Source organism: Polynucleobacter sp. 31A-FELB (assembly GCF_018882405.1).
GTDB lineage: Bacteria > Pseudomonadota > Gammaproteobacteria > Burkholderiales > Burkholderiaceae > Polynucleobacter.
Map to the genome: position 1 here is coordinate 23,269 of NZ_JACVOO010000004.1, position 23,663 is coordinate 46,931.

At 47.0% G+C, this 23,663-nt stretch carries 26 protein-coding genes; 15 read left to right on the forward strand and 11 right to left on the reverse strand.

Features of this window, described 5'->3' with window-relative positions:
- Positions 1 to 71: 71 nt before the first annotated feature.
- Genes ICN30_RS03705 through ICN30_RS03725 form a run of 5 tightly spaced genes read left to right on the forward strand, consistent with a single transcriptional unit; the run spans position 72 to position 6,278 of the window.
- Positions 72 to 992 (forward strand): histone deacetylase family protein, encoded by a 921-nt coding sequence (locus ICN30_RS03705; RefSeq protein WP_216273286.1) that lies wholly within the window; start codon positions 72 to 74, stop codon positions 990 to 992.
- Between the two features lie 47 nt (positions 993 to 1,039).
- The gene (locus tag ICN30_RS03710) at positions 1,040 to 2,692 is read left to right on the forward strand and encodes an acyl-CoA synthetase (RefSeq protein ID WP_216273288.1); all 1,653 of its coding nucleotides are present in this window, start codon (positions 1,040 to 1,042) and stop codon (positions 2,690 to 2,692) included.
- 58 nt (positions 2,693 to 2,750) lie between these two features.
- Complete coding sequence (locus ICN30_RS03715) at positions 2,751 to 3,500, forward strand: electron transfer flavoprotein subunit beta/FixA family protein (RefSeq protein WP_015421750.1); 750 nt, start codon at positions 2,751 to 2,753, stop codon at positions 3,498 to 3,500.
- Positions 3,501 to 4,436, forward strand: a complete 936-nt coding sequence (locus ICN30_RS03720; protein ID WP_216273290.1) for an electron transfer flavoprotein subunit alpha/FixB family protein — start codon at positions 3,501 to 3,503, stop codon at positions 4,434 to 4,436.
- 54 nt (positions 4,437 to 4,490) lie between these two features.
- Entirely contained in the window at positions 4,491 to 6,278 is a 1,788-nt protein-coding gene (locus tag ICN30_RS03725) for an acyl-CoA dehydrogenase (protein ID WP_216273292.1), read from the forward strand.
- 41 nt (positions 6,279 to 6,319) lie between these two features.
- Here ICN30_RS03725 and ICN30_RS03730 read toward each other — a convergent pair whose 3' ends face one another.
- On the reverse strand, positions 6,320 to 6,766 hold the full coding sequence (locus ICN30_RS03730; RefSeq protein WP_216273294.1) for a hypothetical protein: 447 nt from the start codon (positions 6,764 to 6,766) through the stop codon (positions 6,320 to 6,322).
- Between the two features lie 49 nt (positions 6,767 to 6,815).
- On the reverse strand, positions 6,816 to 7,328 hold the full coding sequence (locus ICN30_RS03735) for an META domain-containing protein (RefSeq protein WP_216863388.1): 513 nt from the start codon (positions 7,326 to 7,328) through the stop codon (positions 6,816 to 6,818).
- 253 nt (positions 7,329 to 7,581) lie between these two features.
- On the opposite strand from ICN30_RS03735, the gene rpsP reads away from it, so the two are divergent.
- From rpsP to ICN30_RS03765, 6 genes are all read left to right on the forward strand, one after another.
- A complete protein-coding gene (gene rpsP, locus ICN30_RS03740; RefSeq protein WP_011902362.1) occupies positions 7,582 to 7,827 on the forward strand; it encodes a 30S ribosomal protein S16 in 246 nt (81 codons plus the stop codon).
- Positions 7,828 to 7,920: 93 nt separating this feature from the next.
- Positions 7,921 to 8,484: a ribosome maturation factor RimM gene (rimM, locus tag ICN30_RS03745; protein ID WP_216273296.1), complete on the forward strand. Its 564-nt coding sequence runs from the start codon at positions 7,921 to 7,923 to the stop codon at positions 8,482 to 8,484.
- A 43-nt stretch (positions 8,485 to 8,527) separates the two neighbouring features.
- Positions 8,528 to 9,274, forward strand: coding sequence for a tRNA (guanosine(37)-N1)-methyltransferase TrmD (gene trmD / locus ICN30_RS03750; RefSeq protein WP_216273299.1), 747 nt, complete (start codon positions 8,528 to 8,530; stop codon positions 9,272 to 9,274).
- Positions 9,275 to 9,400: 126 nt separating this feature from the next.
- Complete coding sequence (rplS, locus tag ICN30_RS03755) at positions 9,401 to 9,799, forward strand: 50S ribosomal protein L19 (RefSeq protein WP_215375214.1); 399 nt, start codon at positions 9,401 to 9,403, stop codon at positions 9,797 to 9,799.
- Positions 9,800 to 9,863: 64 nt separating this feature from the next.
- Positions 9,864 to 10,601: a CoA pyrophosphatase gene (locus ICN30_RS03760; RefSeq protein WP_216273301.1), complete on the forward strand. Its 738-nt coding sequence runs from the start codon at positions 9,864 to 9,866 to the stop codon at positions 10,599 to 10,601.
- Positions 10,598 to 11,557, forward strand: coding sequence for a CobD/CbiB family protein (locus tag ICN30_RS03765; RefSeq protein WP_216273303.1), 960 nt, complete (start codon positions 10,598 to 10,600; stop codon positions 11,555 to 11,557). Before ICN30_RS03760 ends, ICN30_RS03765 begins: the two co-directional genes overlap by 4 nt.
- Here the strand turns inward: ICN30_RS03765 and rsgA are convergent.
- The gene (gene rsgA, locus ICN30_RS03770) at positions 11,502 to 12,515 is read right to left on the reverse strand and encodes a ribosome small subunit-dependent GTPase A (RefSeq protein ID WP_216273305.1); all 1,014 of its coding nucleotides are present in this window, start codon (positions 12,513 to 12,515) and stop codon (positions 11,502 to 11,504) included. The genes ICN30_RS03765 and rsgA overlap by 56 nt on opposite strands.
- A 23-nt stretch (positions 12,516 to 12,538) precedes the next feature.
- Positions 12,539 to 13,789, reverse strand: a complete 1,251-nt coding sequence (locus ICN30_RS03775; RefSeq protein ID WP_216230146.1) for a M48 family metallopeptidase — start codon at positions 13,787 to 13,789, stop codon at positions 12,539 to 12,541.
- A gap of 15 nt (positions 13,790 to 13,804) precedes the next feature.
- Between ICN30_RS03775 and orn the strand changes: the two genes are divergently transcribed.
- Positions 13,805 to 14,392 carry an oligoribonuclease gene (gene orn, locus ICN30_RS03780; RefSeq protein ID WP_216273307.1) on the forward strand — a complete coding sequence of 196 codons (588 nt, stop codon included), beginning with the start codon at positions 13,805 to 13,807 and terminating at the stop codon, positions 14,390 to 14,392.
- Between the two features lie 137 nt (positions 14,393 to 14,529).
- Here the strand turns inward: orn and mog are convergent, their stop codons facing one another.
- Positions 14,530 to 15,153: a molybdopterin adenylyltransferase gene (gene mog / locus ICN30_RS03785; RefSeq protein WP_216273309.1), complete on the reverse strand. Its 624-nt coding sequence runs from the start codon at positions 15,151 to 15,153 to the stop codon at positions 14,530 to 14,532.
- 26 nt (positions 15,154 to 15,179) lie between these two features.
- Between mog and pmbA the strand changes: the two genes are divergently transcribed.
- Entirely contained in the window at positions 15,180 to 16,526 is a 1,347-nt protein-coding gene (pmbA, locus tag ICN30_RS03790; RefSeq protein WP_216273310.1) for a metalloprotease PmbA, read from the forward strand.
- 17 nt (positions 16,527 to 16,543) lie between these two features.
- On the forward strand, positions 16,544 to 17,626 hold the full coding sequence (locus ICN30_RS03795; protein ID WP_216273312.1) for a TRAP transporter substrate-binding protein: 1,083 nt from the start codon (positions 16,544 to 16,546) through the stop codon (positions 17,624 to 17,626).
- A gap of 89 nt (positions 17,627 to 17,715) precedes the next feature.
- Here ICN30_RS03795 and ICN30_RS03800 read toward each other — a convergent pair whose 3' ends face one another.
- Genes ICN30_RS03800 through fdxA form a run of 5 tightly spaced genes read right to left on the reverse strand, consistent with a single transcriptional unit; the run spans position 17,716 to position 22,196 of the window.
- The gene (locus ICN30_RS03800) at positions 17,716 to 19,422 is read right to left on the reverse strand and encodes an amidohydrolase (RefSeq protein ID WP_216273314.1); all 1,707 of its coding nucleotides are present in this window, start codon (positions 19,420 to 19,422) and stop codon (positions 17,716 to 17,718) included.
- A gap of 60 nt (positions 19,423 to 19,482) precedes the next feature.
- Positions 19,483 to 19,980, reverse strand: coding sequence for a dihydrofolate reductase (locus ICN30_RS03805; protein WP_216230261.1), 498 nt, complete (start codon positions 19,978 to 19,980; stop codon positions 19,483 to 19,485).
- A 14-nt stretch (positions 19,981 to 19,994) separates the two neighbouring features.
- A complete protein-coding gene (locus ICN30_RS03810; protein WP_216180217.1) occupies positions 19,995 to 20,789 on the reverse strand; it encodes a thymidylate synthase in 795 nt (264 codons plus the stop codon).
- 38 nt (positions 20,790 to 20,827) lie between these two features.
- Complete coding sequence (locus tag ICN30_RS03815) at positions 20,828 to 21,871, reverse strand: NAD(P)/FAD-dependent oxidoreductase (protein WP_216273316.1); 1,044 nt, start codon at positions 21,869 to 21,871, stop codon at positions 20,828 to 20,830.
- Position 21,872: 1 nt separating this feature from the next.
- The gene (gene fdxA / locus ICN30_RS03820; protein ID WP_041485149.1) at positions 21,873 to 22,196 is read right to left on the reverse strand and encodes a ferredoxin FdxA; all 324 of its coding nucleotides are present in this window, start codon (positions 22,194 to 22,196) and stop codon (positions 21,873 to 21,875) included.
- Between the two features lie 118 nt (positions 22,197 to 22,314).
- Here fdxA and ICN30_RS03825 point away from each other — a divergent pair, with 118 nt between their 5' ends.
- A complete protein-coding gene (locus ICN30_RS03825) occupies positions 22,315 to 23,340 on the forward strand; it encodes a D-glycerate dehydrogenase (RefSeq protein ID WP_216273318.1) in 1,026 nt (341 codons plus the stop codon).
- Between the two features lie 26 nt (positions 23,341 to 23,366).
- Here ICN30_RS03825 and ICN30_RS03830 read toward each other — a convergent pair whose 3' ends face one another.
- Positions 23,367 to 23,660, reverse strand: coding sequence for a hypothetical protein (locus ICN30_RS03830; RefSeq protein ID WP_015421612.1), 294 nt, complete (start codon positions 23,658 to 23,660; stop codon positions 23,367 to 23,369).
- Positions 23,661 to 23,663: the final 3 nt, after the last annotated feature.

Sequence of the window (23,663 nt, forward strand, 5' to 3'; positions counted from 1 at the left end):
GGGTTTTTGAAGGGTTGGCAGGTTTTATTAGATTATAAAAATTATAGTTTTGCTATTGAGGATTTCTAGTAATGACAACAGGATACATAACTCATCCAGACTTTCTAAAACATGAGATGGGCAGTCATCATCCAGAGTGCCCAGAACGTATTCAGGCAATCAATGATCAGTTAATTCGCAGTGGCATCGATCGCTTTTTGCACCATCTCGATGCGCCGCTAGCAACTGAAGATCAACTGGAGTTGGTTCACAGCCCAGATCACATTGCCTTTGTTAAAGAGCGCTCACCAGCCAGCGGGTATTTCATGCTCGATGGCGACACCATTATGAACCCCCATACCTGGAGCGCTGCGCTACGTGCCGCAGGTGCTGCTATTGCGGGTGTTGATGCAGTAATGAAAGGCGAAGTTGAAAATGTATTTTGTGCAGTTCGCCCCCCAGGCCACCATGCAGAACCAACTCGATCCATGGGCTTTTGTGTTTTTGATAACGTCGCTGTAGCTGCGCGCTATGCAATGGAGACGTACGGTATCGAACGTGTAGCCATCATCGATTTTGATGTGCATCACGGCAATGGGACTGAGGCGGCATTTTTTAATGATCCCAATGTACTGATGTGCAGCTTCTTTCAGCATCCGTTTTATCCATACAGCGGCTTGGATGGAGCCAATAATATGGTGAACGTACCCTTGCCGGCCTCTACTCGAGGTGATGTAGTGCGCTCGATAGTAGAGGAGCAGTGGTTGCCGCGTCTAAGGGATTTTGAGCCAGAGCTCATCATCATCTCTGCAGGCTTCGACGCTCACCGTGAGGATGATTTAGGGCAAATGGGCTTGGTAGAAGACGACTATGCTTGGATTACCAAGCAGCTTAAGGTGATTGCAAACCAATACGCGCAAGGCCGCATTGTCAGCTGCTTGGAGGGTGGTTACAACCTTTCCGCTTTGGGTCGCAGCGTGGTGGCTCATGTCAAGGCACTTGCTGATATTTAAACGTCACCGAAATTCAGATTAAAAAAAGACCAATATTTAAGGAACGCATGGCTAATATTTTTGAGCAGGGTTTAGATCGTAACCCAGCGAACTTCACTCCAATCACTCCACTATTATTTCTTGAGCGATCAGCTGAAGTCTATCCAGATCGCCTGGCAATTATTCATGGCAAATTACGTCAGACTTGGAGTCAGACTTATGAACGTTGCCGTCGCTTTGCAAGCGCACTGCAAAAGCATGGCATTGGCTTGGGGGATACGGTTGCCGTGATGTTGCCCAATACGCCGCCTATGGTTGAGGCGCATTTTGGGATTCCGATGGCAGGAGCGGTATTAAATGCCTTGAATACGCGTCTTGATGCAGAGTCAGTTGCCTTTATGTTGAATCACGGCGAAGCAAAAGTCGTGATCGTAGATCCAGAATTCTCCGGGGTAATGAAAAAAGCCCTTGAGATCGCCAAGAAGGAAAGTGGGCGCGAGTTTTTGGTAATTGATGTCGAGGAAAAAGAATTTGATGTTCCTGGCGAAAAGCTTGGCAAGCTTACTTATGAAAAGTTCTTATCCGAAGGGGATCCTCAATTTGATTGGCAGGTGCCTGCAGATGAATGGCAAGCGATTTGCTTAAATTACACATCGGGAACTACTGGCAATCCTAAGGGCGTGGTGTATCACCATCGTGGCGCAGCAATTAATGCCGTGTCGAATATTTTGGATTGGGATATTAATAAGCATCCCATTTACCTCTGGACACTCCCAATGTTCCATTGCAATGGCTGGTGTTTCCCGTGGACGATAGCTGCACGTGCCGGTATTAACGTGTGTTTGCGTCGCGTAGATGCGCAACATATTTTTGCCGCTATTAAAGAGCACGCTGTCACGCATTACTGCGCTGCCCCGATTGTGCACAACCTATTAGTCAATGCTCCCGATGAATTGAAAGAGGGGGTGCCTGCTGGCGTAAAAGGCTTGATCGCAGGCGCTGCACCTCCAGCTTCGATTATTGAGGGCATGGAAAAGCTTGGCTTTGATTTGACACACGTCTACGGCTTAACTGAAGTCTATGGTCCGGCAGCTGTTTGTGTGAAGCAGGATGAGTGGAATGAAGTGGATATTGGTGAGAGAGCTCGCCTTAATGCTCGCCAAGGTGTTCGTTATCACATGCAACAAGCGATTGCCGTTCTTGATCCTGAAACCCTTGAACCCGTTCCCGCCGATGGCGAGACGATGGGTGAGATTATGTTTAAGGGCAATATCGCCATGAAGGGTTACCTCAAGAATGAGAAGGCAACCAAAGAGGCTTTTGAGGGAGGCTGGTTTCATTCGGGCGACTTAGCCGTAATGAATCCGGACGGCTATGTGAAGATGAAAGATCGCAGTAAGGACATCATCATCTCTGGTGGCGAAAATATTTCTTCCGTAGAGGTTGAAGATGTTCTATATCGCCACCCAGCAGTGATCGCGGCGGCAGTGGTTGCCAAGCCCGACGATAAGTGGGGTGAGACACCTTGCGCTTTCTTAGAAATTAAGCCTGGCATGGAAGTTACCCCTGCTGACATCATCACCCATTGCAAACAGCATCTGGCTGGATTTAAGGTTCCCAGAGCGATTGTATTTTGTGAGCTACCGAAGACCTCTACCGGCAAGATCCAGAAGTTTGAACTTCGTAAGCAGGCAGGATCTGCTTCAGCAATCGACGTCTAACCTTACTTGGCGCTAGACGGGTAAAATAGAAAAGTTACTCAAAAATAGAGAATCCAGCATGAAAATCTTAGTGGCAGTAAAACGCGTTGTTGATTACAACGTCAAAATTCGGGTGAAATCAGATAACTCTGGTGTCGATCTGGCAAACGTCAAAATGAGCATGAATCCTTTTGATGAGATTGCAGTAGAAGAGGCGGTGCGATTAAAAGAGGCTGGAGTTGCTACTGAGGTAGTAGTAGTTTCTGCTGGCCCAACTCAGTGCCAGGAAACCTTGCGTACTGCTTTAGCAATTGGGGCTGATCGTGCCATCTTGGTAGAAACCGATGCTGAATTACAGCCTTTAGCAGTTGCAAAAATTCTTAAAGCGCTCTCTGAAAAAGAACAGGCGCAGATCGTGATCTTGGGTAAACAAGCGATTGATGACGATAGCAATCAGACGGGTCAGATGTTGGCGAGCTTGATGGATATTCCACAAGCTACCTTTGCTTCCAAAGTGCTTGTTGCAGACGGTAAAGCGAGCGTGACTCGTGAGGTAGATGGTGGCTTGGAAACGATTGCAATTACTTTGCCCGCAGTCATCACGACTGACTTGCGTTTGAATGAGCCCCGTTATGTGACTCTGCCAAACATCATGAAGGCCAAGAAGAAGACTTTGGAAATTGTGAAGCCTGAAGAGCTTGGTGTTGATATTGCTGCGCGCCTCAAAACACTCAAAGTAGAAGAGCCGCCAAAGCGCTCTGCTGGTGTGATGGTTGCTGATGTAGCAGCTCTAGTAGATAAACTTAAAAATGAAGCGAAGGTGATTTAAATGGCCGCACTTGTTATTGCTGAACACGACAATCAATCCTTAAAGGCGGCTACGCTCAATGCGGTAGCAGCTGCCCTGCAGTGCTCCCCTGAGGTAGATGTATTGGTGGCTGGTAGCGGTGCTGATGGCGCCGCTTCTGCCGCAGCTCAAATTGCTGGAGTACGTAAAGTGATTCAGGTGGATGCCCCATCTTTGGCTGATCAATTGGCTGAGCCTTTAGCTGCGCAGATCCTTGCGATTGCCGATAGCTATAGCCATATCCTCGCGCCAGCAACGGCTAATGGTAAGAATGTATTGCCACGTGTTGCTGCTAAGTTAGATGTCGCGCAGTTATCGGATATCACTAAGGTTGTCTCGCCTGATACCTTCGAGCGCCCGATTTATGCAGGTAATGCAATTGCTACCGTGCAATCCGCCGACCCAGTGAAGGTGATTACAGTTCGTACAACTGGATTTGATCCCGTTGCTGCAAGTGGTGGATCAGCGACAGTAGAAAAACAAGCTGCTACTGAGGTTCCCAGTAAATCATCTTTCGTGGGTCGCGAGCTCACCAAGTCAGATCGTCCTGAACTCACTGCCGCCAAAATCATCGTATCCGGTGGTCGTGGTTTAGGTTCTGGTGAAAAGTATCAAGAGATTGTTGTGCCTTTAGCCGATAAGCTTGGTGCAGCGCTGGGTGCATCACGCGCCGCTGTCGATGCTGGTTATGTTCCGAATGACTATCAAGTGGGTCAGACTGGCAAGATTGTTGCTCCACAGTTGTACATCGCAGTCGGAATCTCAGGTGCGATTCAGCATTTGGCGGGCATGAAAGACTCTAAGGTGATCGTAGCCATTAATAAAGATCCTGAAGCGCCCATCTTTAGTGTGGCTGATTACGGCCTCGTTGCCGACTTAAATACCGCCGTACCTGAATTGACTAACTTGCTCGGTTAAGGCGACTCGACATACCCCTTTAATTATCTTCACCTCCGATCTATAGGAATACTTATGCCGTATGTAGCCCCAGTAAAAGACATGTTATTTGTGATGAACGAACTAGCGGGGCTAGCTGAGGTTGTTTCCTATCCCTCCTACGCTGATGCTGGCGCTGATGTGGATTTGGCCCCAGCGATTCTGGAGGAGTCTGCCAAATTCAATCAAGACGTTGTAGCACCATTGAACTGGCCTAGCGATCAAAGTCCTAGTTCACTAAAGGATGGAGTTGTAACAACTGCGCCAGGCTTTAAAGGGGCTTTCGAACAATTTGCTGCAGCAGGTTGGCAGGGTGTTGTGCACCCTGCGGAGTTTGGTGGTCAAGGTTTGCCTAAACTCATTGCTACTGCCTGCTTTGAGATGGTGCATTCAGCTAGCTTGTCATTTGCTTTGTGTCCGACGCTGACCGATGGTGCAATTGAGGCCTTATTAACTGCAGCAAGCCCTGAGTTACAAGAGCGCTATGTGCCTAAGATGATCTCTGGGGAGTGGACTGGATCCATGTGCCTCACTGAGCCTCAAGCAGGCTCCGATTTATCGATGGTTCGTTCTCGTGCCGTGCCGGATGCTGATGGCACATACAAAATTTTCGGTACCAAGATCTACATCACCTATGGTGAGCACGACATGGCAAAGAATATTGTCCATCTCGTATTGGCAAGAACGCCAGATGCGCCAGAAGGCGTGAAGGGAATCTCTTTATTTGTAGTGCCGAAGTTCTTGGTGAATGCAGATGGTTCACTTGGCGAGCGTAACGACGTTCATTGTGTCTCGATTGAGCACAAGCTTGGCATTAAGGCTAGCCCAACTGCAGTCTTGCAGTTTGGTGATCATGGTGGCGCAATCGGCTATTTAGTTGGCGAAGAAAATCGCGGCCTGGAATACATGTTTGTCATGATGAACGCCGCTCGCTTTGCAGTTGGCATGCAAGGTATTGCAGTTGCAGAGCGTGCATATCAAAAGGCAGTCCAGTATGCGAAGGACCGAGTTCAGAGTCGCGATCTAGCAGGCTCTCCAGGTCCTGTTGCAATCATTCATCAGCCCGATGTGAAGCGCATGCTGATGACTATGCGTGGCTACATTGAGGCATCTAGAGCCTTGGCGTATTACGCGGCAGCTGCTTATGATGCGCAACATGCATCCCCTGATGAGGCAGTTCGCAAGCAGAACCAGGCCGTATATGAATTCCTGGTCCCGATCGTGAAAGGCTTTTCAACCGAGATGTCGATTGAGGTTGCAAGTTTAGGTGTGCAGGTTCATGGTGGTATGGGTTTCATTGAAGAGACGGGTGCAGCACAACACTATCGTGATGCCCGTATTCTGACAATCTATGAAGGCACTACAGCGATTCAGGCAAATGATCTGATTGGCAGAAAAACAGTGCGTGATGGTGGTGCAACTGCAAAGCTGTTCTCTGAAAAAATTCAGCAAACTGAAAAAGATCTCGCAAGTAGCGGCACCGCAGATGCAAAAGCAGTGTTAAAGCAATTAACTTCAGCACGAGAAGCATTTGAGGTATCGGTGGCTTACATTGTGGCGAATGCAAAGACGGATATCAAAGCAGTCTATGCAGGCAGTTTTGCTTACCTGCGCTTATGCGGCCTAGTATTGGGTGCTTGGCAAATGGCGCGCGCTTTACTTGCTGCGCAAGAGTTACGTGCGGGTGATCCGAATTTCTATGATGCCAAGATTGCTACTGCTCGCTTCTTTGCGGAAAATCTATTGCCACAATCGCAAGCTCTCGCAACATCGATCTTAGAGAGCGGGCATTCCACGAATGCGCTGACAGCGGAGCAGTTTTAAGATTTAAAAAACTGCCACCGCTATTCAAAAAGCTATCCGCATTACTGGGATAGCTTTCTTGCTTCTTGGAGCTGGGAGATGAAGAATTGTTCAAATGCAATTGCCAAGAAGGTCATCATGACGCCTGCACCAAACACCAAAGAAAAAATCACAGTCAGTACAACTGGCCAACCAGATTGAGTTGCTCGGCTAGGTTCTAAACCTGGATTAAATTGGGCATCCCATTTTTCATCAGCCCGCAAGCCATAGGCGATGGTGGTTAACCAGCTTGCCTCAAGGGTGATGAAGCCGAAAGTGATGAGAACCCAACCCGGTGCAGAGTGGAAGTGGGTATCTTTGAGAATCAACCAGCCAGCGATACCGCCAACAAATGAAAGGAGTTGAGCCCATCCCCAAAAGGATTTAAATCCTTGCAAATAAAAACAGTTCAAGCCAGTCCCGGGAAAAAATAATCCGAGTGAGCAGAATAGGAGCTTGTATTTTTTCATGCAGACTTTCAGTGATGTGCTTGTATGAGTATTGCGTTATTTTGCAGAATTATTTTTTTTGCATGAAGCTTAAAACTTCACGATCTGCGCCAATCATCAGAAGTTGATCGCCGTTGCGCACAATCGAGCGGTAATCATTTAATTCATAGAGAAAGTCATTCTCTAGCTCCATGCGTTGTGGTGTGCAGGCCATCTTTGTAGCGGCAATTTGATCCAGCGTAAAGCCTCTGGCATCTTCAGTAATGCGAGCGGTAAAGCGATTGCATCCTGTAGATCCACTCACACGCTCACCATTGGCATCAAAGATGATTTGGATTGGGTTGCTATTGTCGCCCTGAGGGATTTGTCGGGCACGAACCTCACCTTTGGCATTGGGTGCGAGATTCCAGCGTACTAACTCCCATTTAGTGTTTCTGAATTCACTGCTTGGAGGACTGGTTTTGGCGTTGCAGGGTGGAATGACATTGGCACAGGCGGTCAAAAAACCCAAGCCAAGGCAAGAAAGAATGAGAAAAAAGCGCTTTATAGGGCCTCTGGAGGGGCTAAAAATGGCAGTTTTCATAGCAGTATTTCTGTAAGTTATTGTTTTTAATAATTATTTTATGAGCTACTGGGTTCTATTCTACTGTTGAAGCCAAAAGGGTGCCCGCTTAAATAGGTGGATCAAGTAGGGGTTTTCGTCTAGAATATGAGGTTTTCCGCTATACCGTGCATTTGTTTTGTTAATTTGCTCAGTTAGTTGGAGCCCAAGATTTTGTAGTAATTTCATTGGGTTGTAATCAACCTGTTTTCATTTTAGATTTTAAGGAATAAGTATGGTCGTCATTCGACTGGCACGCGGCGGTTCAAAGAAGCGCCCTTTTTATAGCATCGTGGCTACAGACAAGCGCAATCGTCGCGACTCGAACTTTATCGAGCGTATTGGTTACTTCAATCCACAGGCAGCAGCGACAGAGCAAGCAATGCGTATTGCTCAAGATCGTTTGACCTATTGGACTGGTGTTGGCGCGCAGATCTCTCCAACAGTAGTTCGTTTGATCAAAAACAATCCTGCGGTCTAAAGACTTCAAATCCAAAGACTTTTTCTTGGTGATGAAGTCTTTGGTAGCAGAATTTACTTGTAGTGTTATTTGGGGAGTTGAGGTGGCTTCAATATGAATACACCTTCCCTAGATGATTTGATTGAGCTCGGTGCAGTTCAGGACGCTCAAGGCTTACAGGGTCAGATTAAGGTTCGCCCTCATTCTTCCGATCCCGTAGCACTCTTATCTAGCAAAGAACTTTGGTTATCTCTCATTCCTCGTCGGAGTGCGGGTGTTGCTGCGTCTCATGAGCAGGCTTCATTAAAGCTTTACAAGGTGAAGCAGTCCAAGATGCATAGCGGTACCGTAGTGATCGCTTTAGATGGCATCACTGATCGTGACCAGGCTGAGGCTTTAAAAGGTGCTCGCATCTTAGTTGCACGCGAAGTGTTTCCAAAAGCAGAGAGCGATAGTTATTACTGGATTGATCTGATTGGTTGTAAGGCAATTAATCTTCAAGGCGAGAGTCTGGGTGAGGTGATTGATATCAACGATAACGGTGCCCATGGAATCATTGCTCTTGGCGATCCAGAAACCAAAGCAGTAAAACAGTTGGTACCCTTCGTAAAAGAAGCGGTGCAAAACGTTGACTTGCCGAACAGGCTCATTACTTTAGATTGGCAAGCCGACTGGTAGTTGGCGCCAAATGCAAAACAGTAATTGATCTTCCATTTCTAATATGCGCTTTGATGTAGTTACCTTATTCCCTGAAATGTTCCCCGCTTTAACGCAGTGGGGTATTACTGGGCGCGCTTGTGAGCAGGGTCTTGCCAGTGTCAATCTCTGGAATCCCCGTGACTATTGTTCTGATCCCCGTAAGACTGTGGATGATCGCGCCTATGGTGGTGGTCCTGGTATGGTCATGATGGCAAAACCATTGGAAGACACGATATCTGCTGTTAAAGCGACTCATCAAGCTCAGAATGTCTCTTCTGGGCCAATTTGCCTCTTGGCACCCCAAGGGGAGGTCTTTTCTCAGAAGATAGCGACAGATATCCTCAATTACGGCAATTTAACCTTTATTTGTGGTCGATATGAGGCTGTTGACCAGCGTTTTATCGATCGAAACGTCGATTTACAGCTCTCTATGGGTGATTTTGTGGTTTCCGGCGGGGAATTGCCTGCTATGACCATGATGGATGCGGTCATTCGCCTCATTCCAGGAGCCTTAGGGGATGGAGAATCTGCCGTCCAAGATAGCTTTATTAATGGTCTTTTGGACTATCCGCACTACACCCGCCCTGAAATATATGAAAATTTATCTGTCCCAGACGTGCTTTTGGGCGGACATCACGCTAAAATAGCGGATTGGCGTCGGCACAAGTCTTTAGAGCTGACGCTAAGGCTTAGACCTGATTTAATTAAATCAGCAAGAGTTAATGGGTTGCTAAGTAAAGAAGATGAGCAATTTCTTCGAACGCTGTAAGTAATTATGGTTTTGAATGAAGTGTTTGTGTTTTGATTTAGTGAAATGGTTTTAACTGCATCCTCTGTCTGGTCCGTTGATGAAAGTCTCGGGATTAAACGCTGACAAGATGTTTAAGGATTAATAATGAATTTGATCGAAAAAATTGAGCAAGAAGAAATTGCTCGCTTAAGTGCTAACAAAGTACTCCCTACTTTCGCTCCTGGCGATACAGTAGTTGTTGGCGTAAACGTAGTTGAAGGTACACGTAAGCGTACCCAGGCCTTTGAAGGCGTTGTGATTGCTAAGCGCAATCGCGGACTGAACTCTAGCTTTATCGTTCGTAAGATTTCATCTGGCGAAGGTGTAGAGCGTACATTCCAAACTTACTCACCATTGATCGCTAGCATTGAAGTGAAGCGTCGCGGTGATGTACGTCGTGCCAAGTTGTACTACTTGCGCGATCGTTCAGGTAAGTCTGCACGTATTAAAGAAAAACTTCCTGCACGCAAAGTTAAAGCAGTTGCTGAGACTGTAGCGGAATAAGGTTTGCTTTAATCCAAAAAGAAGGCGGCCTAGGTCGCCTTTTTTATTGCCCTAAAATAAGCCAATGACTCAGAATCAGAAACCCCAAGAGCAAAAATTGAGTGCAGCCACTCCATTGAGCTTTGATGCGCAGGCGATTCCGATTCATCGGGTATGCGCAGATCAACCCATCGTAGCTACCCATCATTTACATCCAGAGAATCTAAAGAGTCGTTTTCTAAGCCCTCCTGATTGGCAGCCAGAGATCACGGATGAGAATCGACAGGTTATTGCAGCAGGCATTATTCAAAGCCGCCAAGCTGCTGGAAAAATAACCCAGGCGGCAGTCCTGATCCCTTTACTCCTGAAGAGTGATGGACTCTCGGTATTGTTAACCCAAAGAACCGATCATTTACACGACCATGCTGGTCAAATTAGCTTTCCGGGCGGACGGATGGATCCGGGTGATTCCAGTCCTAATGACACCGCTTTACGAGAAAGTGAAGAGGAAATCGGCCTGGATAGGCAGGGGGTGGAAATCATTGGCCATTTGCCTCAGTATTTAACGGTTTCGGGCTATAGTGTGACGCCAGTTGTGGGATTGGTAAAACCTCAGGCAGAATATGTCTTAGATGCTTTTGAAGTCGCAGATGTTTTTGAAGTGCCTTTACATTTTTTAATGGACCCCGCAAATCATCAAGTGCGAGTCTGGGAGAGTGATCGGGGTAGTCGTCGGTTTTATTCAATGCCCTATGAAAATCGTTTTATCTGGGGTGCTACTGCTGGTATGTTGCGTAACCTTTATCATTTATTAAAAGTATGACTTTCTTTTCTATTCTCTTCGCCCTCATTGCTGAGCAATATCGCCCAGTAACTTCGACCCATTGGATCGCGCGCATGAGCGCTCGCTGGTTAGATTGGGTCGCCGGTGAATTCGGTGGCAAGACCGAAGAAGGTGCGAGCCCAGTGGGTGCTCGTATGGCGTGCTTGGTAGCTTTCATTCTGCCAACATTTTTAGTATTTGTACTCTATGTTGTGTTCATGGTGACCTTCCCAATTTTGGGATTCTTGTGGAACGTATTAATTGCGTATCTATTTTTTGGCTTTCGCCAATTTAGTCACTCCTTCACATTGGTCCATGAGGCGATTGCAAATCATGATTTGCCAGCGGCGCGTGCGGCTCTGGGTGAGTGGTATGGCCCTGAATTAGATGTATCCAATCTCACAGAGACAGAAGTAATTTCTCTTGCACTAGAGCGCGCCATCATTGGTTCGCATCACCATGTATTTGGTGTGCTTTTCTGGTTCTTAATGCCAATGGGTCCAGCGGGCGTGGTCTTGTATCGCCTGGCTGATACAGCTGCTCAGCGCTGGTCAGAAAAGGGCGATTTCAATTTAAGTGAAGCAGCGCGTCATTTCTTCTACGTATTGGATTGGGTTCCTGCACGTATTACCGCGATGGGCTTTGCGATCGTGGGTAACTTTGAAGGCGCAGTCTATGCATGGCGTCACTTGACTGGTAAATGGTCTGACTCTTTATCAGCAGTGATCTTGGCATCCGGTAGTGGTGCCCTGGGTGTTCGACTGGGTGAGCCGATGAGCGAGCCTGATAGCGATGAAGCTTTGCGCATGGCTGAAGCTGGTGAGCCCGTAGTTTACGAAGTAGGCCTTGAGCCGAATGAGCGCACGATGCGCTCTGCAATTGGTTTGGTATGGCGTTTAGTTATCGCTTGGATGGCTTTATTGCTAATGCTGACCATCGCTCTTTGGCTTGGCTAATTCCCTGAATCTGCGTATCGGCCGTTTTTGAGTCGGACCGCAATTGCCTAAATAGCGCCAGTCTTTCTGGCGCTATTTCATTTCTGTCCACAGCTTCTCGTATTGCACAGTCCGGCTCAGATTGGTGAGCGCAGTTATGAAAGCGGCACTTACCAAGTAAGTCATGAAACTCCCTAAAGGCATGCTCGAGTTCGCTTACTGACATATGCGCCAAGCCAAACTCCTGAAAGCCTGGAGAATCGATTAAAGCGCCCAATTTGCCATTGGCATCACGTCCCCAGGCCTCAGGCAACTCAAAGTATCGGCAAGCGGTGGTGGTGTGTTTGCCGGTATCGAGGCGAACTGAGTACTCTTGAGTAATTGCTGCTGCATTTGGAACCCAGGCATTGAGTAGGCTCGATTTGCCCATACCGGATTGACCTACAAAGACCGACACTTTGCCGCAGATAGCAGGGCGCAATGCTTCGATGGAGGCTTCGTCAAACTTAGCGGATACCTCTGTTACGGGATAGCCCATACGTGCGTAGGGCGCAATGATTTTGCGAGCGTGCTCTAAGTTATCTTTGAGATCACATTTGTTCAATAGGATGTGCAAGCCAATTTGATTAGTCTCTGCGGCGACAACAGCCCTTCCCAAAAGATCGGGGGAGAAAGCGGGTTGCGTAGCTAGCACAACTAATATTTGATCCACATTCGAGGCGATCAATTTACTTTTAAAGGCATCGGATCGATAGAGTAAATTTTCTCGTGGTTCGATGCGAACAATACGCGCTTGATCTGCTGAGGTCATCTCCAGGAGCATGCGATCACCTACTGCCCCAATGTGCTGCTTGGCTGGGGTGCTTACCTGAATTAATTCATCGACAGGGGATTCATTTCCGCGCTCATCTTTGACTAAGCGTTGCGCTAAATAATGCCTTCCGTAGGAGGCAGTAAGTAGCGCGTGAAATTGTTCCATTAACTAAATATGTTCCGGGTTACTCAGTTAAAACGTTTGAGATTGGCAATGCGCAATGGAGCAGGAGGATGCGAGCTATAGAACGCGGTGTAGATCGGATCTGGCGTTAAGGTCGATGCATTGTCTTGATAGAGCTTGACTAAGGCAGAGATCAAATCACTTGCGGAGGATTTGTCTGCAGCGAAACCATCTGCTTCATATTCATGTTTACGTGATGCCAAGCTCGATAGCGGAGTCAGGAAGAAGCTAAAGACGGGCGATACCAACATGAAGAGCGCTAAGGCCAGACCACCGTTATAGCCATTAGGGTTGGGCATCACACCAAGATCGCTATAGAACCAAGGCTGAGTGCTGATCCAGCCAAGGAGTGCGAAGGTCGCAAAACTCAAGGCAAATGACACTAGTAAGCGTTTGCGGATATGGTTGCACTTGTAGTGACCCAGTTCATGAGCCAGAACCGCTTCCACTTCGCCAGGGTTGAGTTTTTCAATTAAGGTATCAAAAAAGACGATGCGCTTGGCTTTACCCATGCCGGCAAAAAATGCATTGCCGTGCGCGCTGCGTTTGCTGCCATCCATGACGAATAGGCCTTGGCTTGCAAAATCACAACGCGTCAACAGAGCTTCAATTTGCGTCTTGAGAGCACCTTCTTCTAGTGCTTCAAACTTATTAAAGATGGGCGCGATAAAGGTCGGAAATATCCACTGCATCAGCAAGCTAAAGGCAGTAAGAACACCCCACGCCCATAGCCACCAGAAGTCACCTGCTTGAGCCATTAAGCTGAGAATGACCCAGAGGAGTGGTACGCCAATTGCGCCACCAACACCTAGGCCCTTAAACATGTCGCTAAAAAAGAGCTTGGCATTCATGCGGTTGAAACCAAAGCGCTCTTCTAGGTAAAACTGTTTGTACCAGGAGAAGGGTAGGTCAATAATTCCGGAGATCAAGACAATGGATATCAATAGGGCCATTTGCTGTGCAATGCCCTCTCCCAATAACTGCAGAAGAGAGAAATTCAAAATCTGTAAGCCGCCCAAGAGTGTGAAGCCGATCAACACAAGTGCGCTGAAGCCATTCTCTAAAATACCGAGGCGTAGTTTGGCAATCGTGTAGTCGGCAGCTTTTTGGTGTTCAGCTAAGGAGATCTGAGAGGCGAACTCAGCGGGCACCACATCACGGTTAAGTGCAACGTGACGAATTTGGCGTTGGGATAACCAGTGGCGTAGACCAAAGCTGGCGATGAAGGCGATTAGAAAAACAATTGTGAATGTCATGAGATGATTATAGATATGAGTGAAAAAACAAGTACCCCTGCACCAAAGGCTGCGCCGGCTAATGAACACCTAATTTGGGTGGATATGGAAATGTCGGGCCTAGACCCTGAAAAAGAGCGTATTTTGGAAATTGCTGTGATCGTGACTGATGCACACCTCAATACGATTGCTACTGCCCCTGTTTGGGTGGTTCACCAAGACGATGCCTTATTAGATACTATGGATGCCTGGAATAAGGGTACCCATGGACGCTCTGGTCTCATTGACAAGGTCAAGGCATCGACAACTGATGAGGCTACTGCCGAAGCTGAATGCATTGCCTTCCTGAAGAAATACATCAAACCTGGAATTGCGCCAATGTGTGGCAATACGATTGGTCAAGATCGACGCTTCATGGCGAAATACATGCCTAAGCTTGAGGCATTTTTTCATTATCGGAATATTGATGTTTCCACCCTCAAGGAGCTCTGCAAACGTTGGCATCCTGAGTTGGTGAAGGGCTTTACCAAAAAGCAGGCTCATACCGCCTTGGCAGACATTGAGGAATCTATTGAGGAACTCAAGTACTACCGAGAAAAGTTCATCGTGCCTTTGCCGGAGTGAGTGGCATTTAAAAGTGCGTAACGAGTAATAAAAAAGGGTCTATCAATGAACTGACCCCCTTGAGTTGGATTTGGTGTCCAACTTTTGTGGGTCAGTTCACAATAAACCCTTTCTGTTTTTCAAAATAACTGTTTGCCTTATTTCTTAATGGCACTCTTGGGTCTAAAAGCCTTGATGATAGATTCATCTGTCTCGATATAGGGGCCACCGATCAAGTCGATGCAGTAGGGGACGGCGGCAAAGATACCGGGAACAATGGATTTACCTTCGGCATCCTTTAATCCTTCGAGTGTTTCTTTAATGGATTTGGGTTGACCTGGCAGGTTGATGACCAGGGCAGCGTGACCATCGATTTCTCGTAAAACAGCCGTTTGGCGCGACAAAATGGCGGTGGGTACAAAGCGTAGGCTAATTTGGCGCATTTGCTCGCCAAATCCGGGCATTTCTCGGGTTCCGGCATCCATGGTGGCCTCAGGGGTTACATCTCTGCGAGAGGGCCCTGTACCGCCTGTGGTGAGGACTAAATCGCAACCGAGATCATCGGTTAGCTCTACGATGGTTTCGGTAATGACCTCCCGCTCATCGGCAATAAGGCGCTCATGAAAGACGCAGGGGGTGCTAATGGCGGTCTGTAGCCACATTTGCAGGGCAGGGATGCCCTCGTCGGTATAGACGCCCTTGCTCGCTCTGTCGGAGATCGAGATTAGGCCGATTTTGATCTCGTTTGGGTAGGATCTTTTCCAGGCTTCGGTATGCTTCATGTTTCTATTCTAGCTATTATTAGGGCATGTTTACATACTCATCAAATCAGTTTCAAGAAATCATTGATTTCATGCTCACAGAAGCCAAAAGGCGGGGCGCCTCGGATGCTGTGGCTGAGGTTTCTGAGGGGCAAGGTCTTTCCGTCACCGTCCGCAAGGGCGAGGTTGAAACCATTGAGCAAAGCTTGGATAAACAAGTTGGCGTTACGGTCTTTTTGGGTCATCGTCGCGGCAATGCCAGTACGAGTGATTTTTCTAAAGATTCTTTAAAGGCGACAGTTGAGGCTGCGTACCATATTGCCCAACATACAGCTGAAGATCTATGTGCCGGCCCCGCTGAAAAAGAGCTTCTTGAAAAACATGCACGTGACCTAGATTTATTTCATCCATGGGATTTGGATTCGGCAACAGCAATTGATATTGCACGTACCGCCGAAGGCGCTGCCTTTGCGGTCAGCAAGCAAATTAAAAATAGCGACGGTGCTTCGGTATCGGCACATCATGCGCATTTCATGATGGGGACAAGCCATGGGTTTATGGGCGGCTATCCATTCTCACGCCACTATATTTCTTGCGCACCAATTGCGAGCGAGGGTGGCAAGAAGTCACTCATGCAACGAGATGACTGGTATTCCAGTTCGCGCATCCCTGAGGAGTTGGCTGATCCAGCATCGATTGGCAAATACGCTGCTGAGCGTGCGCTCTCACGTCTCAAGGCAAGATCATTAACCACTCGCCGTTGCCCTGTGATCTTTGAGGCACCTTTGGCTGCAGGCCTATTGGGCGGATTGGTGCAGGCGGTATCCGGGGGCGCTTTGTATCGTCGCTCCAGTTTTTTATTGGATAGCTTGGGTAAACAAGTCTTACCAAAGCACGTTAGCCTTTTTGAAAACCCTCATCTGAAGTCGATGACAGGTAGCGCACCTTTTGATGAAGAGGGCGTGAAGACAAATGCAAGGACGGTAGTTGATAAGGGCGTGTTGCAAGGCTATTTCTTATCCACTTACTCCGCCAGAAAACTGGGTATGAAGACTACCGGCAATGCTGGTGGTTCTCATCACCTGACATTACAAAGTCGCAAGACGCCTAAGGGTGGATTGCCTGCACTCCTTAAAGAGATGGGCACAGGTTTGCTGGTTACTGAGCTCATGGGGCAGGGCGTGAACTATGTCACCGGTGATTACTCTCGCGGCGCTTTTGGTTACTGGGTAGAGAACGGCGAGATCCAGTATCCAGTGGAGGGTATTACGATTGCGAGCAACTTACGCGATATGCTGATGGATATTCAGATGATTGGTAGTGATTCATTAATCCGCGGAACCAAAGAAACGGGTTCTATTCTGATTGGATCCATGACTGTTGGTGGTAAATAATTTTGGAGGAGAAGAAGATGCAAAGACGTTCTTTTTTAAAGAAAGCCACTATTGGTGCAGGTGCAGCAGCATTAGCTGCCCCATCCATTGCGCAGAGCTTGCCAACACTCAATTGGCGCTTGGTCTCGAGCTTTCCTAAATCTTTAGATACCTTATTTGGAACGCCCGAAGTATTTGCTAACGCATTGCGTAAAGCTACTGACGGTAAGTTCAATGTCAAAGTGTTTGCCGCTGGTGAAGTGGTCCCAGCACTGCAAGTATTGGATGCCGTGCAAAACGGCACGGTGGAGTGCGGTCACACCGCCAGCTATTACTACTTGGGTAAGAACAGTGCATTTATTTTTGATACTGCCGCACCTTTTGGTATGACGGCACGCCAGCAATCTGCTTGGATGTTGCATGGCAATGGCATGAAGTTGATGCGTGAGCTCTATGCAAGTTACAACATCGTGAATTTCTTGGGCGGACAAACCGGGACGCAAATGGGTGGCTGGTTTCGTAAAGAGATTAAATCTCCAGAGGATCTCAAGGGGCTTAAATTTCGTATCGCTGGCTTTGCTGGACAAGTGCTTGCCAAATTAGGTGTAGTGCCCCAACAGTTACCTGCTGGTGAAATTTATTCAGCCCTAGAAAAAGGCACGATTGATGCTGCTGAATTTGTGGGTCCTTACGATGATGAGAAATTAGGCCTAGCTAAGGTTGCCAAGAACTATTACTACCCTGCATTCTGGGAAGGGGCTGCTGGGCTCTCATTCTTGGTGAACAAGAAGCAGTGGGATTCATTACCACCTGCATACCAGGCAGCATGGCAGGCGGCATGCTTTGAGGCTCACACTGATATGTGCGCCAAGTACGATGCTTTGAATCCACCGGCATTGCAACGCCTTGTTCAGGGTGGCGCAGTATTGCGTAAGTTCAATACCTCAGTAATGGATGCCTGCTTTAAGGCTAGCCAAGAGACCTATGCTGAGGAATCTGCAAAGAATCCCCAGTTCAAGAAAATCTTCGAAGACTATCGGGCCTTCAGAAATATGGAAGCGCAATGGTTTAACGTGGCTGAGCAAGCATTTGCACAATACAGTTTTGCTAAGAAGCTTTAAGGCTGGGTTGCTGAAAGCGCTGCATCAATTGCAGATAAAGAAAAGCCACCCTAGGGTGGCTTTTCTTATAAGGGCAGAAATAAAAATCTTTACTGCTTCTTAAATACCTGCTGTCCATTAACCCAGGTTTCATTCACTTCAATATCTCTAATCTTGTAAGCATCCGTTTTCATGGGATTCTGATTCACGATAGCGAAGTCAGCGTACTTACCCGCCTGAACTGATCCAACCTTGTCATCCATCTTCAGTTGATAAGCGGCATCAATAGTGACCGCTTTTAAAGCATCATTAATGGATACCTTTTGATTGGGATTTAATACCTTTTGCGGCGCTACTTGCCAAAGCCTTGAGGCGCCCTCAGAGGCGTACTTTAATGGGTGGATAGGAGAAACTGGCGAGTCGCTATGGTACGCAAAATGCATGCCATTCTTTATCAAGCTAGCACCAGCGTCAATACGGTTGGCTCTCTCAGGTCCAAGCAGGTGATCATGAAATGCTTCACCCCAATAATCTGTATGTCCAATAGTGAAGCCAGGAACAACACCTAACTTTGCTGCTTTTGTAATCTGCGCCTCAGTAGGGACGGTGAAATGCTCAATTCTCAATCTAGTCTTAGCATCACTTGGCTTGGCAACTAGCTTCTGAAAAAAATTGAGGGTCTGCTCAATTGCTCTGTCGCCATTGGAATGCACCGAGATTTGCCAACCCTGATCAAATCTTGGTTTAGCAAGATCATAGAGTTCTTGTTCGGTAAAGTTGAGACTGCCTGTATTCGTAGTCCCCGCAGGATATGCGTAGGGTTGAATCATTGCGCCAGTCAGACCTTGGTCGGATCCATCGGACACAATCTTGACCCCAATAAGCTTATAGACATCATCACCCTGACCTGGCTTATAGTTATTGTTAGTCAGAGGATATGAATTTGAATACATATACCCCCTGACACGAACTGGAAGCTTGCCACTGTGAGTCATGTCGTTTAATAAAGCATTTTCTTTATCAACACCAAGGTAGCCGCCGAGAGAAATTTCTGCCGAAGTGGTCACACCCTTGCGCACCATTCTCTGACCAACCTTTGCAACTGCTTGTTCAATTAAATCCTGGTTAGGGATAGGCATCTTTGATAAGAACAAATAAAAGGCGGGCACCTCATAAATTACGCCAGTTAAACGCCCCTTGCCATCTTTTAGCAATTTGCCACCCTTAGGGTCTGGAGTGGAGTCAGTGATTCCTGCCATCTCCATAGCCTTATGGTTTACATAGGCAATGTGCATACTTTGGTTCATGACGAAGATTGGCTTAGTAGTGGATACCTTATCCAAGATATCGGCCGTTAACTCAGCCATGAAAGGGTCAGTCCTAGAGGGATCAACACCGAACGCAGTGATCCACTCCCCATCTTTAACATTCTTGCTGTACGTTGTCAGTTTTGCAACCAAACTGTCTAAGGTGTCATGCGGCATTTCGAAGTTAGACATGTTTTGCCAAAGTTCTTCTGAAAATGCTGTGCCAAAGATATGTACATGAGGCTCAACAAAACCTGGCATTAAAGTTTGACCATTCAGATTGATGAGCTTGGTATCTTTACCTTGTAAGCTTTTAACCTGGGACAAAGAGCCGACCTTGGCAATCTTTCCGCCCTGAATAGCCACAGCTTCAGCTGCAGGCTGCGCCTTATTCATTGTGACAATATCGCCACCATAAAAAATAGTATCGGCATTCCCAGCAGCGCTAGCTATTTGGCTAGCAGAAAGTAAACAGATTGATGCGAGAGTGATGCGGCTTAAAAGATGCATTTTTTAACCTTGGTATTGTGGGTAATTAAATAAAACGGCTTTTAATGGGGTGCGATTTTTCTATTTACGCTCAAGCGTGATGAAATTAAACGTAATTTCGCCTTCAGATGCTGGAGTACGCTCAATCTCTTTCCATTCGGATTGGTTTGGAACTTCAAAGAAGGTGTCGCCACCATCTACATCGATTTCAATCTCGGTGATGTAAAGGCGGTCCGCCTTGGGAAAAGCTTGGGTAAAGAGTTGTTCTCCACCAATCACAAATACGCGGGGGAATTCATTTAAAGTGACAAGTGCTGCATCGAGTGAGTTAACTACTTCTGCGCCGGTCAATTTGAGATCGGTATTGCGACTCACAACGATATTGCGGCGTCCAGGAAGCGGGCGACCGATAGATTCCCAAGTCTTGCGACCCATGATGACGGGATGGCCCATTGTTACTTTTTTGAAGAACTGCAAATCAGCAGAAATCTTCCAAGGCATTTGATTGTCACGACCAATCACGTGATTACGTGAGCGGGCAACAATCATTGAGATAGCGGGATGCTTGGCTACAGTCATGAGGATCTAATTTCTTAAACAGCTACAGGAGCTTTAATGGCGGGATGGGATTCGTAGCCAGCGATTTCAAAATCTTCGAATTCATAATCGAAGATGGAATCTGGCTTGCGTAGAATATTGAGCTTAGGTAACGGGAAGAAGTCTCTGGATAGCTGAAGATCAACTTGCTCTAAGTGGTTGCTATAGAGATGACAATCACCACCAGTCCATACAAAGTCACCCACTTCTAAATTGCATTGCTGAGCCATCATGTGGGTCAGTAGGGCATAGCTAGCAATATTGAAAGGTACGCCTAAGAAAATATCCGCACTACGTTGATAGAGTTGGCAAGACAACTTGCCATCAGCAACGTAGAACTGAAAGAAGGCGTGGCAAGGCGCTAAAGCCATGCGGGGAATATCAGCTACGTTCCACGCAGAAACAATAATGCGACGTGAGTCAGGATTCTTTTTAAGGGTCTCTACAACCTCTGCGATTTGGTCAATATGCTCACCATTAGGTGCAGGCCATGAACGCCACTGGTAGCCGTAAATCGGACCTAGGTCACCATCTGGGGCTGCCCATTCATTCCAAATAGAAACACCACGCTCTTTGAGCCAGTTGTTATCAGTACTGCCCTTGAGAAACCAAAGTAACTCCAAGATGATGGACTTGAGATGGAGCTTCTTAGTGGTGACCATCGGAAAGCCTTCTGCCAGATTAAAGCGCATCTGGTGGCCGAAGATAGATATCGTTCCGGTTCCGGTCCTATCGGATTTTTGGACGCCCTTTTCGAGGACTTCCTTCATGAGATTGTGATATTGACGCATAGGTATATTCAGCTAAATGATTCAGTGATATTAAGAGCTTACTCGAATGTTGGCGGGCTCACCCCAAGCGCTTTATGAAGCTTTGGGGAGGTAGTGGTGTACTGGAGTTGAATCTGCTTTTCAGGGGCTATATAGGCTGCTGCCGCAAATGCCGCCAAGGCTGCCTCATGAAAGCCTGACAGAATCAACTTTTTCTTGCCTGGGTAGATATTGATATCTCCAACCGCATAAATACCGGGCGTACTGGTCTGAAAGCAGGCCGTATCCACAGCAATTTGCTTGCGATCAATATCGAGACCCCAGTCGGCAATTGGGCCCAATTTGGGCGAGAGGCCATAAAACAATAAGAGCGCATCTAAGGCAATGTTTTGAACTTCACCATCAATATTAGTGACGGCAATGTCAGTGAGTTTGTCATTGGAGGATTCAAGGCCGGTAATTTGTCCGATGATGAGTTGCATCTTGCCGGACTCGCAAAGCGCGCGCATCTTAGTGATAGATTGAGGTGCTGCTTTGAATTCATCTCTGCGGTGAATGAGTGTCACGCTTGCGGCTTGATCAACAAAATGTAAGGCCCAGTCCAGAGCAGAATCTCCGCCACCACAAATCACGATACGCTTGCCATTTAATTGCTCAGGATTTCTAACGCGATAGAAGATCTGCTTATCTACAAATGCCTCAATGCCATCCAGATTGAGAGTGCGCGGCTGAAATGCACCTACACCGGCAGCAATAAAAATAGCCTTACTTAAAAATTGTTGATCTTGGGATGTGCGAATCAGAAATCGACCATCAGCCTGCTTCTCAAGGGTGGAGACCTCTTGATTTAAGTGGAACTGTGGTTTGAATGGCTCAATTTGTTTGAGCAGATTGCTAACGAGCTCTCGACCAGTGCAAACCGGAATCGCCGGAATGTCGTAAATCGGTTTATCCGGATAGAGTTCGATGCATTGACCACCTACCTCGGGCAGGGAGTCAATGACATGCGCTTTAATTTCTAGGAGTCCAAGCTCGAAGACTTGGAAGAGTCCCACCGGACCGGCGCCAATAATGACTGCATCGGTTTCAATGGGGGAGTGCAATTTACTTTACCAGTTGGTCAAGTTTATTTTTAACGTCTTTCCACTCTTCAGCTTCTGGCAATGCAGCTTTGGATTTAGTAATCGATGTCCAAGATGGCGAAAGCTCAGCATTTAATTTGATGAATGCTTGTTGATCTCCTGGTACATCATCTTCAGCATAAATTGCATTGACCGGGCACTCAGGTACACATACTGCGCAATCGATACACTCGTCGGGATCGATTACTAAAAAGTTAGGACCTTCGCGAAAACAATCGACTGGGCAGACATCAACGCAATCGGTATATTTGCAACGGATACAGGCTTCGGTAACAACGTAAGTCATGATGGTTAACAGGTGAGGAGTCCAGATCAATGGACTGCTAAGTTATAAAACTCAATTTTAGCCGAATCAGCCTATTTTTCAGGCAAAAGCATCAATTTACTTGAGGTAAAGTCACGCTATGAATACACCATCCATTACCCCCACAAGCACCTCCAAACCGAAGATTTTGGTTGCAAGGGCCATATTTCCTGAGGCGTTAGCCAAATTGGAGGAATCCTATGAGGTTCACTCCAACCAGTCCGACAAAATTTTGACCCCTGAGGAGCTTCAAAAGGCATTTTCAGAGGTGGAGGGCGCCCTAGTGGCGGGAAGTGAGCGAATTGATGCTACAGCCCTTGCTCAGGCCAAGAGTTTGAAAGTGGTTGCCAATATTTCTGTTGGCTACAACAACTTCGATGTCCCAGCGATTACTGCTGCTGGTGTCATGGCTACTAATACCCCTGATGTTCTTACGGATACAACAGCAGATTTTGGTTTTGCATTGTTGATGGCAACTGCAAGGCGTATTACAGAATCAGAACACTGGGTTAGAGCGGGCAAATGGGATCAGTGGTCGATTGTGAATAATCCATTAGGCATGGATCTGCATCACAGTACTGTTGGCATTATTGGCATGGGCCGTATTGGTCAAGGGATCGCTAAGCGCGCCTTGGGTTTTGGTATGAAAGTGATTTATCACAACCGTAGTCATCTCTCTGATGCTGATGAAAAAGCCTGTGGTGCAACTTATGTTTCAAAAGAAGAATTACTCCGCACTGCTGATCATGTGGTGTTAGTGCTGCCTTACACTGCACAAAATCATCACACGATTGGCGCTGCAGAAATTGCGATGATGAAACCGTCTGCAACCCTGATTAACATTGCCCGTGGCGGCATTGTGGATGATGTGGCTTTGGCACAAGCATTGCAAAGTGGAAAGATCTTTGCAGCCGGCTTAGATGTTTTTGAAGGTGAGCCTCAAGTGCATCCAGAGTTGCTCAAGTGCAGCAATATTGTGCTGGCTCCGCACATTGCGAGCGCTACAGAAAAAACACGTAGAGCGATGGTAGATCTCGCAGTAGAAAATTTACGAGCAGCGCTTGATGGAAAAAAACCACCAAGCTTAATTAATACTGAAGTACTAGAGGGTAAAAGTCAGACTTAAAAAATGAAACGAAGTCGACTGAATAATTAGTCGGCTTCGATTTCTTCTGGGAGCTCGCGAAGAGCAAGTTCAATCCCACCAAATTTACCTGCTACCCAGTTGTAAACCTTGCAGGCAATCCAGAGCAAAGCGAAACCAAGTAAGGCATTAAGAATTAATGCGGAGAGAACGGTAAATCCAGGAATGGCGCCGTCACGAATGAAGGCTACAAACAAGGCCAACAACACGATCGGTACAGAGAAGCAGAGATAAACCAAAACCAAGGTTTTGGCGGTATGCATTGGATCTACGAAGGCAATTTCTTTTTTGGTGAGTTTCATGAG

Coding starts and splice junctions, on each gene's coding strand:
- ICN30_RS03705 (WP_216273286.1), top strand. CDS start 72: ATGACAACAGGATACATAACTCATCCAGACTTTCTAAAACATGAGATG.
- ICN30_RS03710 (WP_216273288.1), top strand. CDS start 1,040: ATGGCTAATATTTTTGAGCAGGGTTTAGATCGTAACCCAGCGAACTTC.
- ICN30_RS03715 (WP_015421750.1), top strand. CDS start 2,751: ATGAAAATCTTAGTGGCAGTAAAACGCGTTGTTGATTACAACGTCAAA.
- ICN30_RS03720 (WP_216273290.1), top strand. CDS start 3,501: ATGGCCGCACTTGTTATTGCTGAACACGACAATCAATCCTTAAAGGCG.
- ICN30_RS03725 (WP_216273292.1), top strand. CDS start 4,491: ATGCCGTATGTAGCCCCAGTAAAAGACATGTTATTTGTGATGAACGAA.
- ICN30_RS03730 (WP_216273294.1), bottom strand. CDS start 6,766: ATGAAAAAATACAAGCTCCTATTCTGCTCACTCGGATTATTTTTTCCC.
- ICN30_RS03735 (WP_216863388.1), bottom strand. CDS start 7,328: ATGAAAACTGCCATTTTTAGCCCCTCCAGAGGCCCTATAAAGCGCTTT.
- rpsP (WP_011902362.1), top strand. CDS start 7,582: ATGGTCGTCATTCGACTGGCACGCGGCGGTTCAAAGAAGCGCCCTTTT.
- rimM (WP_216273296.1), top strand. CDS start 7,921: ATGAATACACCTTCCCTAGATGATTTGATTGAGCTCGGTGCAGTTCAG.
- trmD (WP_216273299.1), top strand. CDS start 8,528: ATGCGCTTTGATGTAGTTACCTTATTCCCTGAAATGTTCCCCGCTTTA.
- rplS (WP_215375214.1), top strand. CDS start 9,401: ATGAATTTGATCGAAAAAATTGAGCAAGAAGAAATTGCTCGCTTAAGT.
- ICN30_RS03760 (WP_216273301.1), top strand. CDS start 9,864: ATGACTCAGAATCAGAAACCCCAAGAGCAAAAATTGAGTGCAGCCACT.
- ICN30_RS03765 (WP_216273303.1), top strand. CDS start 10,598: ATGACTTTCTTTTCTATTCTCTTCGCCCTCATTGCTGAGCAATATCGC.
- rsgA (WP_216273305.1), bottom strand. CDS start 12,515: ATGGAACAATTTCACGCGCTACTTACTGCCTCCTACGGAAGGCATTAT.
- ICN30_RS03775 (WP_216230146.1), bottom strand. CDS start 13,789: ATGACATTCACAATTGTTTTTCTAATCGCCTTCATCGCCAGCTTTGGT.
- orn (WP_216273307.1), top strand. CDS start 13,805: ATGAGTGAAAAAACAAGTACCCCTGCACCAAAGGCTGCGCCGGCTAAT.
- mog (WP_216273309.1), bottom strand. CDS start 15,153: ATGAAGCATACCGAAGCCTGGAAAAGATCCTACCCAAACGAGATCAAA.
- pmbA (WP_216273310.1), top strand. CDS start 15,180: ATGTTTACATACTCATCAAATCAGTTTCAAGAAATCATTGATTTCATG.
- ICN30_RS03795 (WP_216273312.1), top strand. CDS start 16,544: ATGCAAAGACGTTCTTTTTTAAAGAAAGCCACTATTGGTGCAGGTGCA.
- ICN30_RS03800 (WP_216273314.1), bottom strand. CDS start 19,422: ATGCATCTTTTAAGCCGCATCACTCTCGCATCAATCTGTTTACTTTCT.
- ICN30_RS03805 (WP_216230261.1), bottom strand. CDS start 19,980: ATGACTGTAGCCAAGCATCCCGCTATCTCAATGATTGTTGCCCGCTCA.
- ICN30_RS03810 (WP_216180217.1), bottom strand. CDS start 20,789: ATGCGTCAATATCACAATCTCATGAAGGAAGTCCTCGAAAAGGGCGTC.
- fdxA (WP_041485149.1), bottom strand. CDS start 22,196: ATGACTTACGTTGTTACCGAAGCCTGTATCCGTTGCAAATATACCGAT.
- ICN30_RS03825 (WP_216273318.1), top strand. CDS start 22,315: ATGAATACACCATCCATTACCCCCACAAGCACCTCCAAACCGAAGATT.
- ICN30_RS03830 (WP_015421612.1), bottom strand. CDS start 23,660: ATGAAACTCACCAAAAAAGAAATTGCCTTCGTAGATCCAATGCATACC.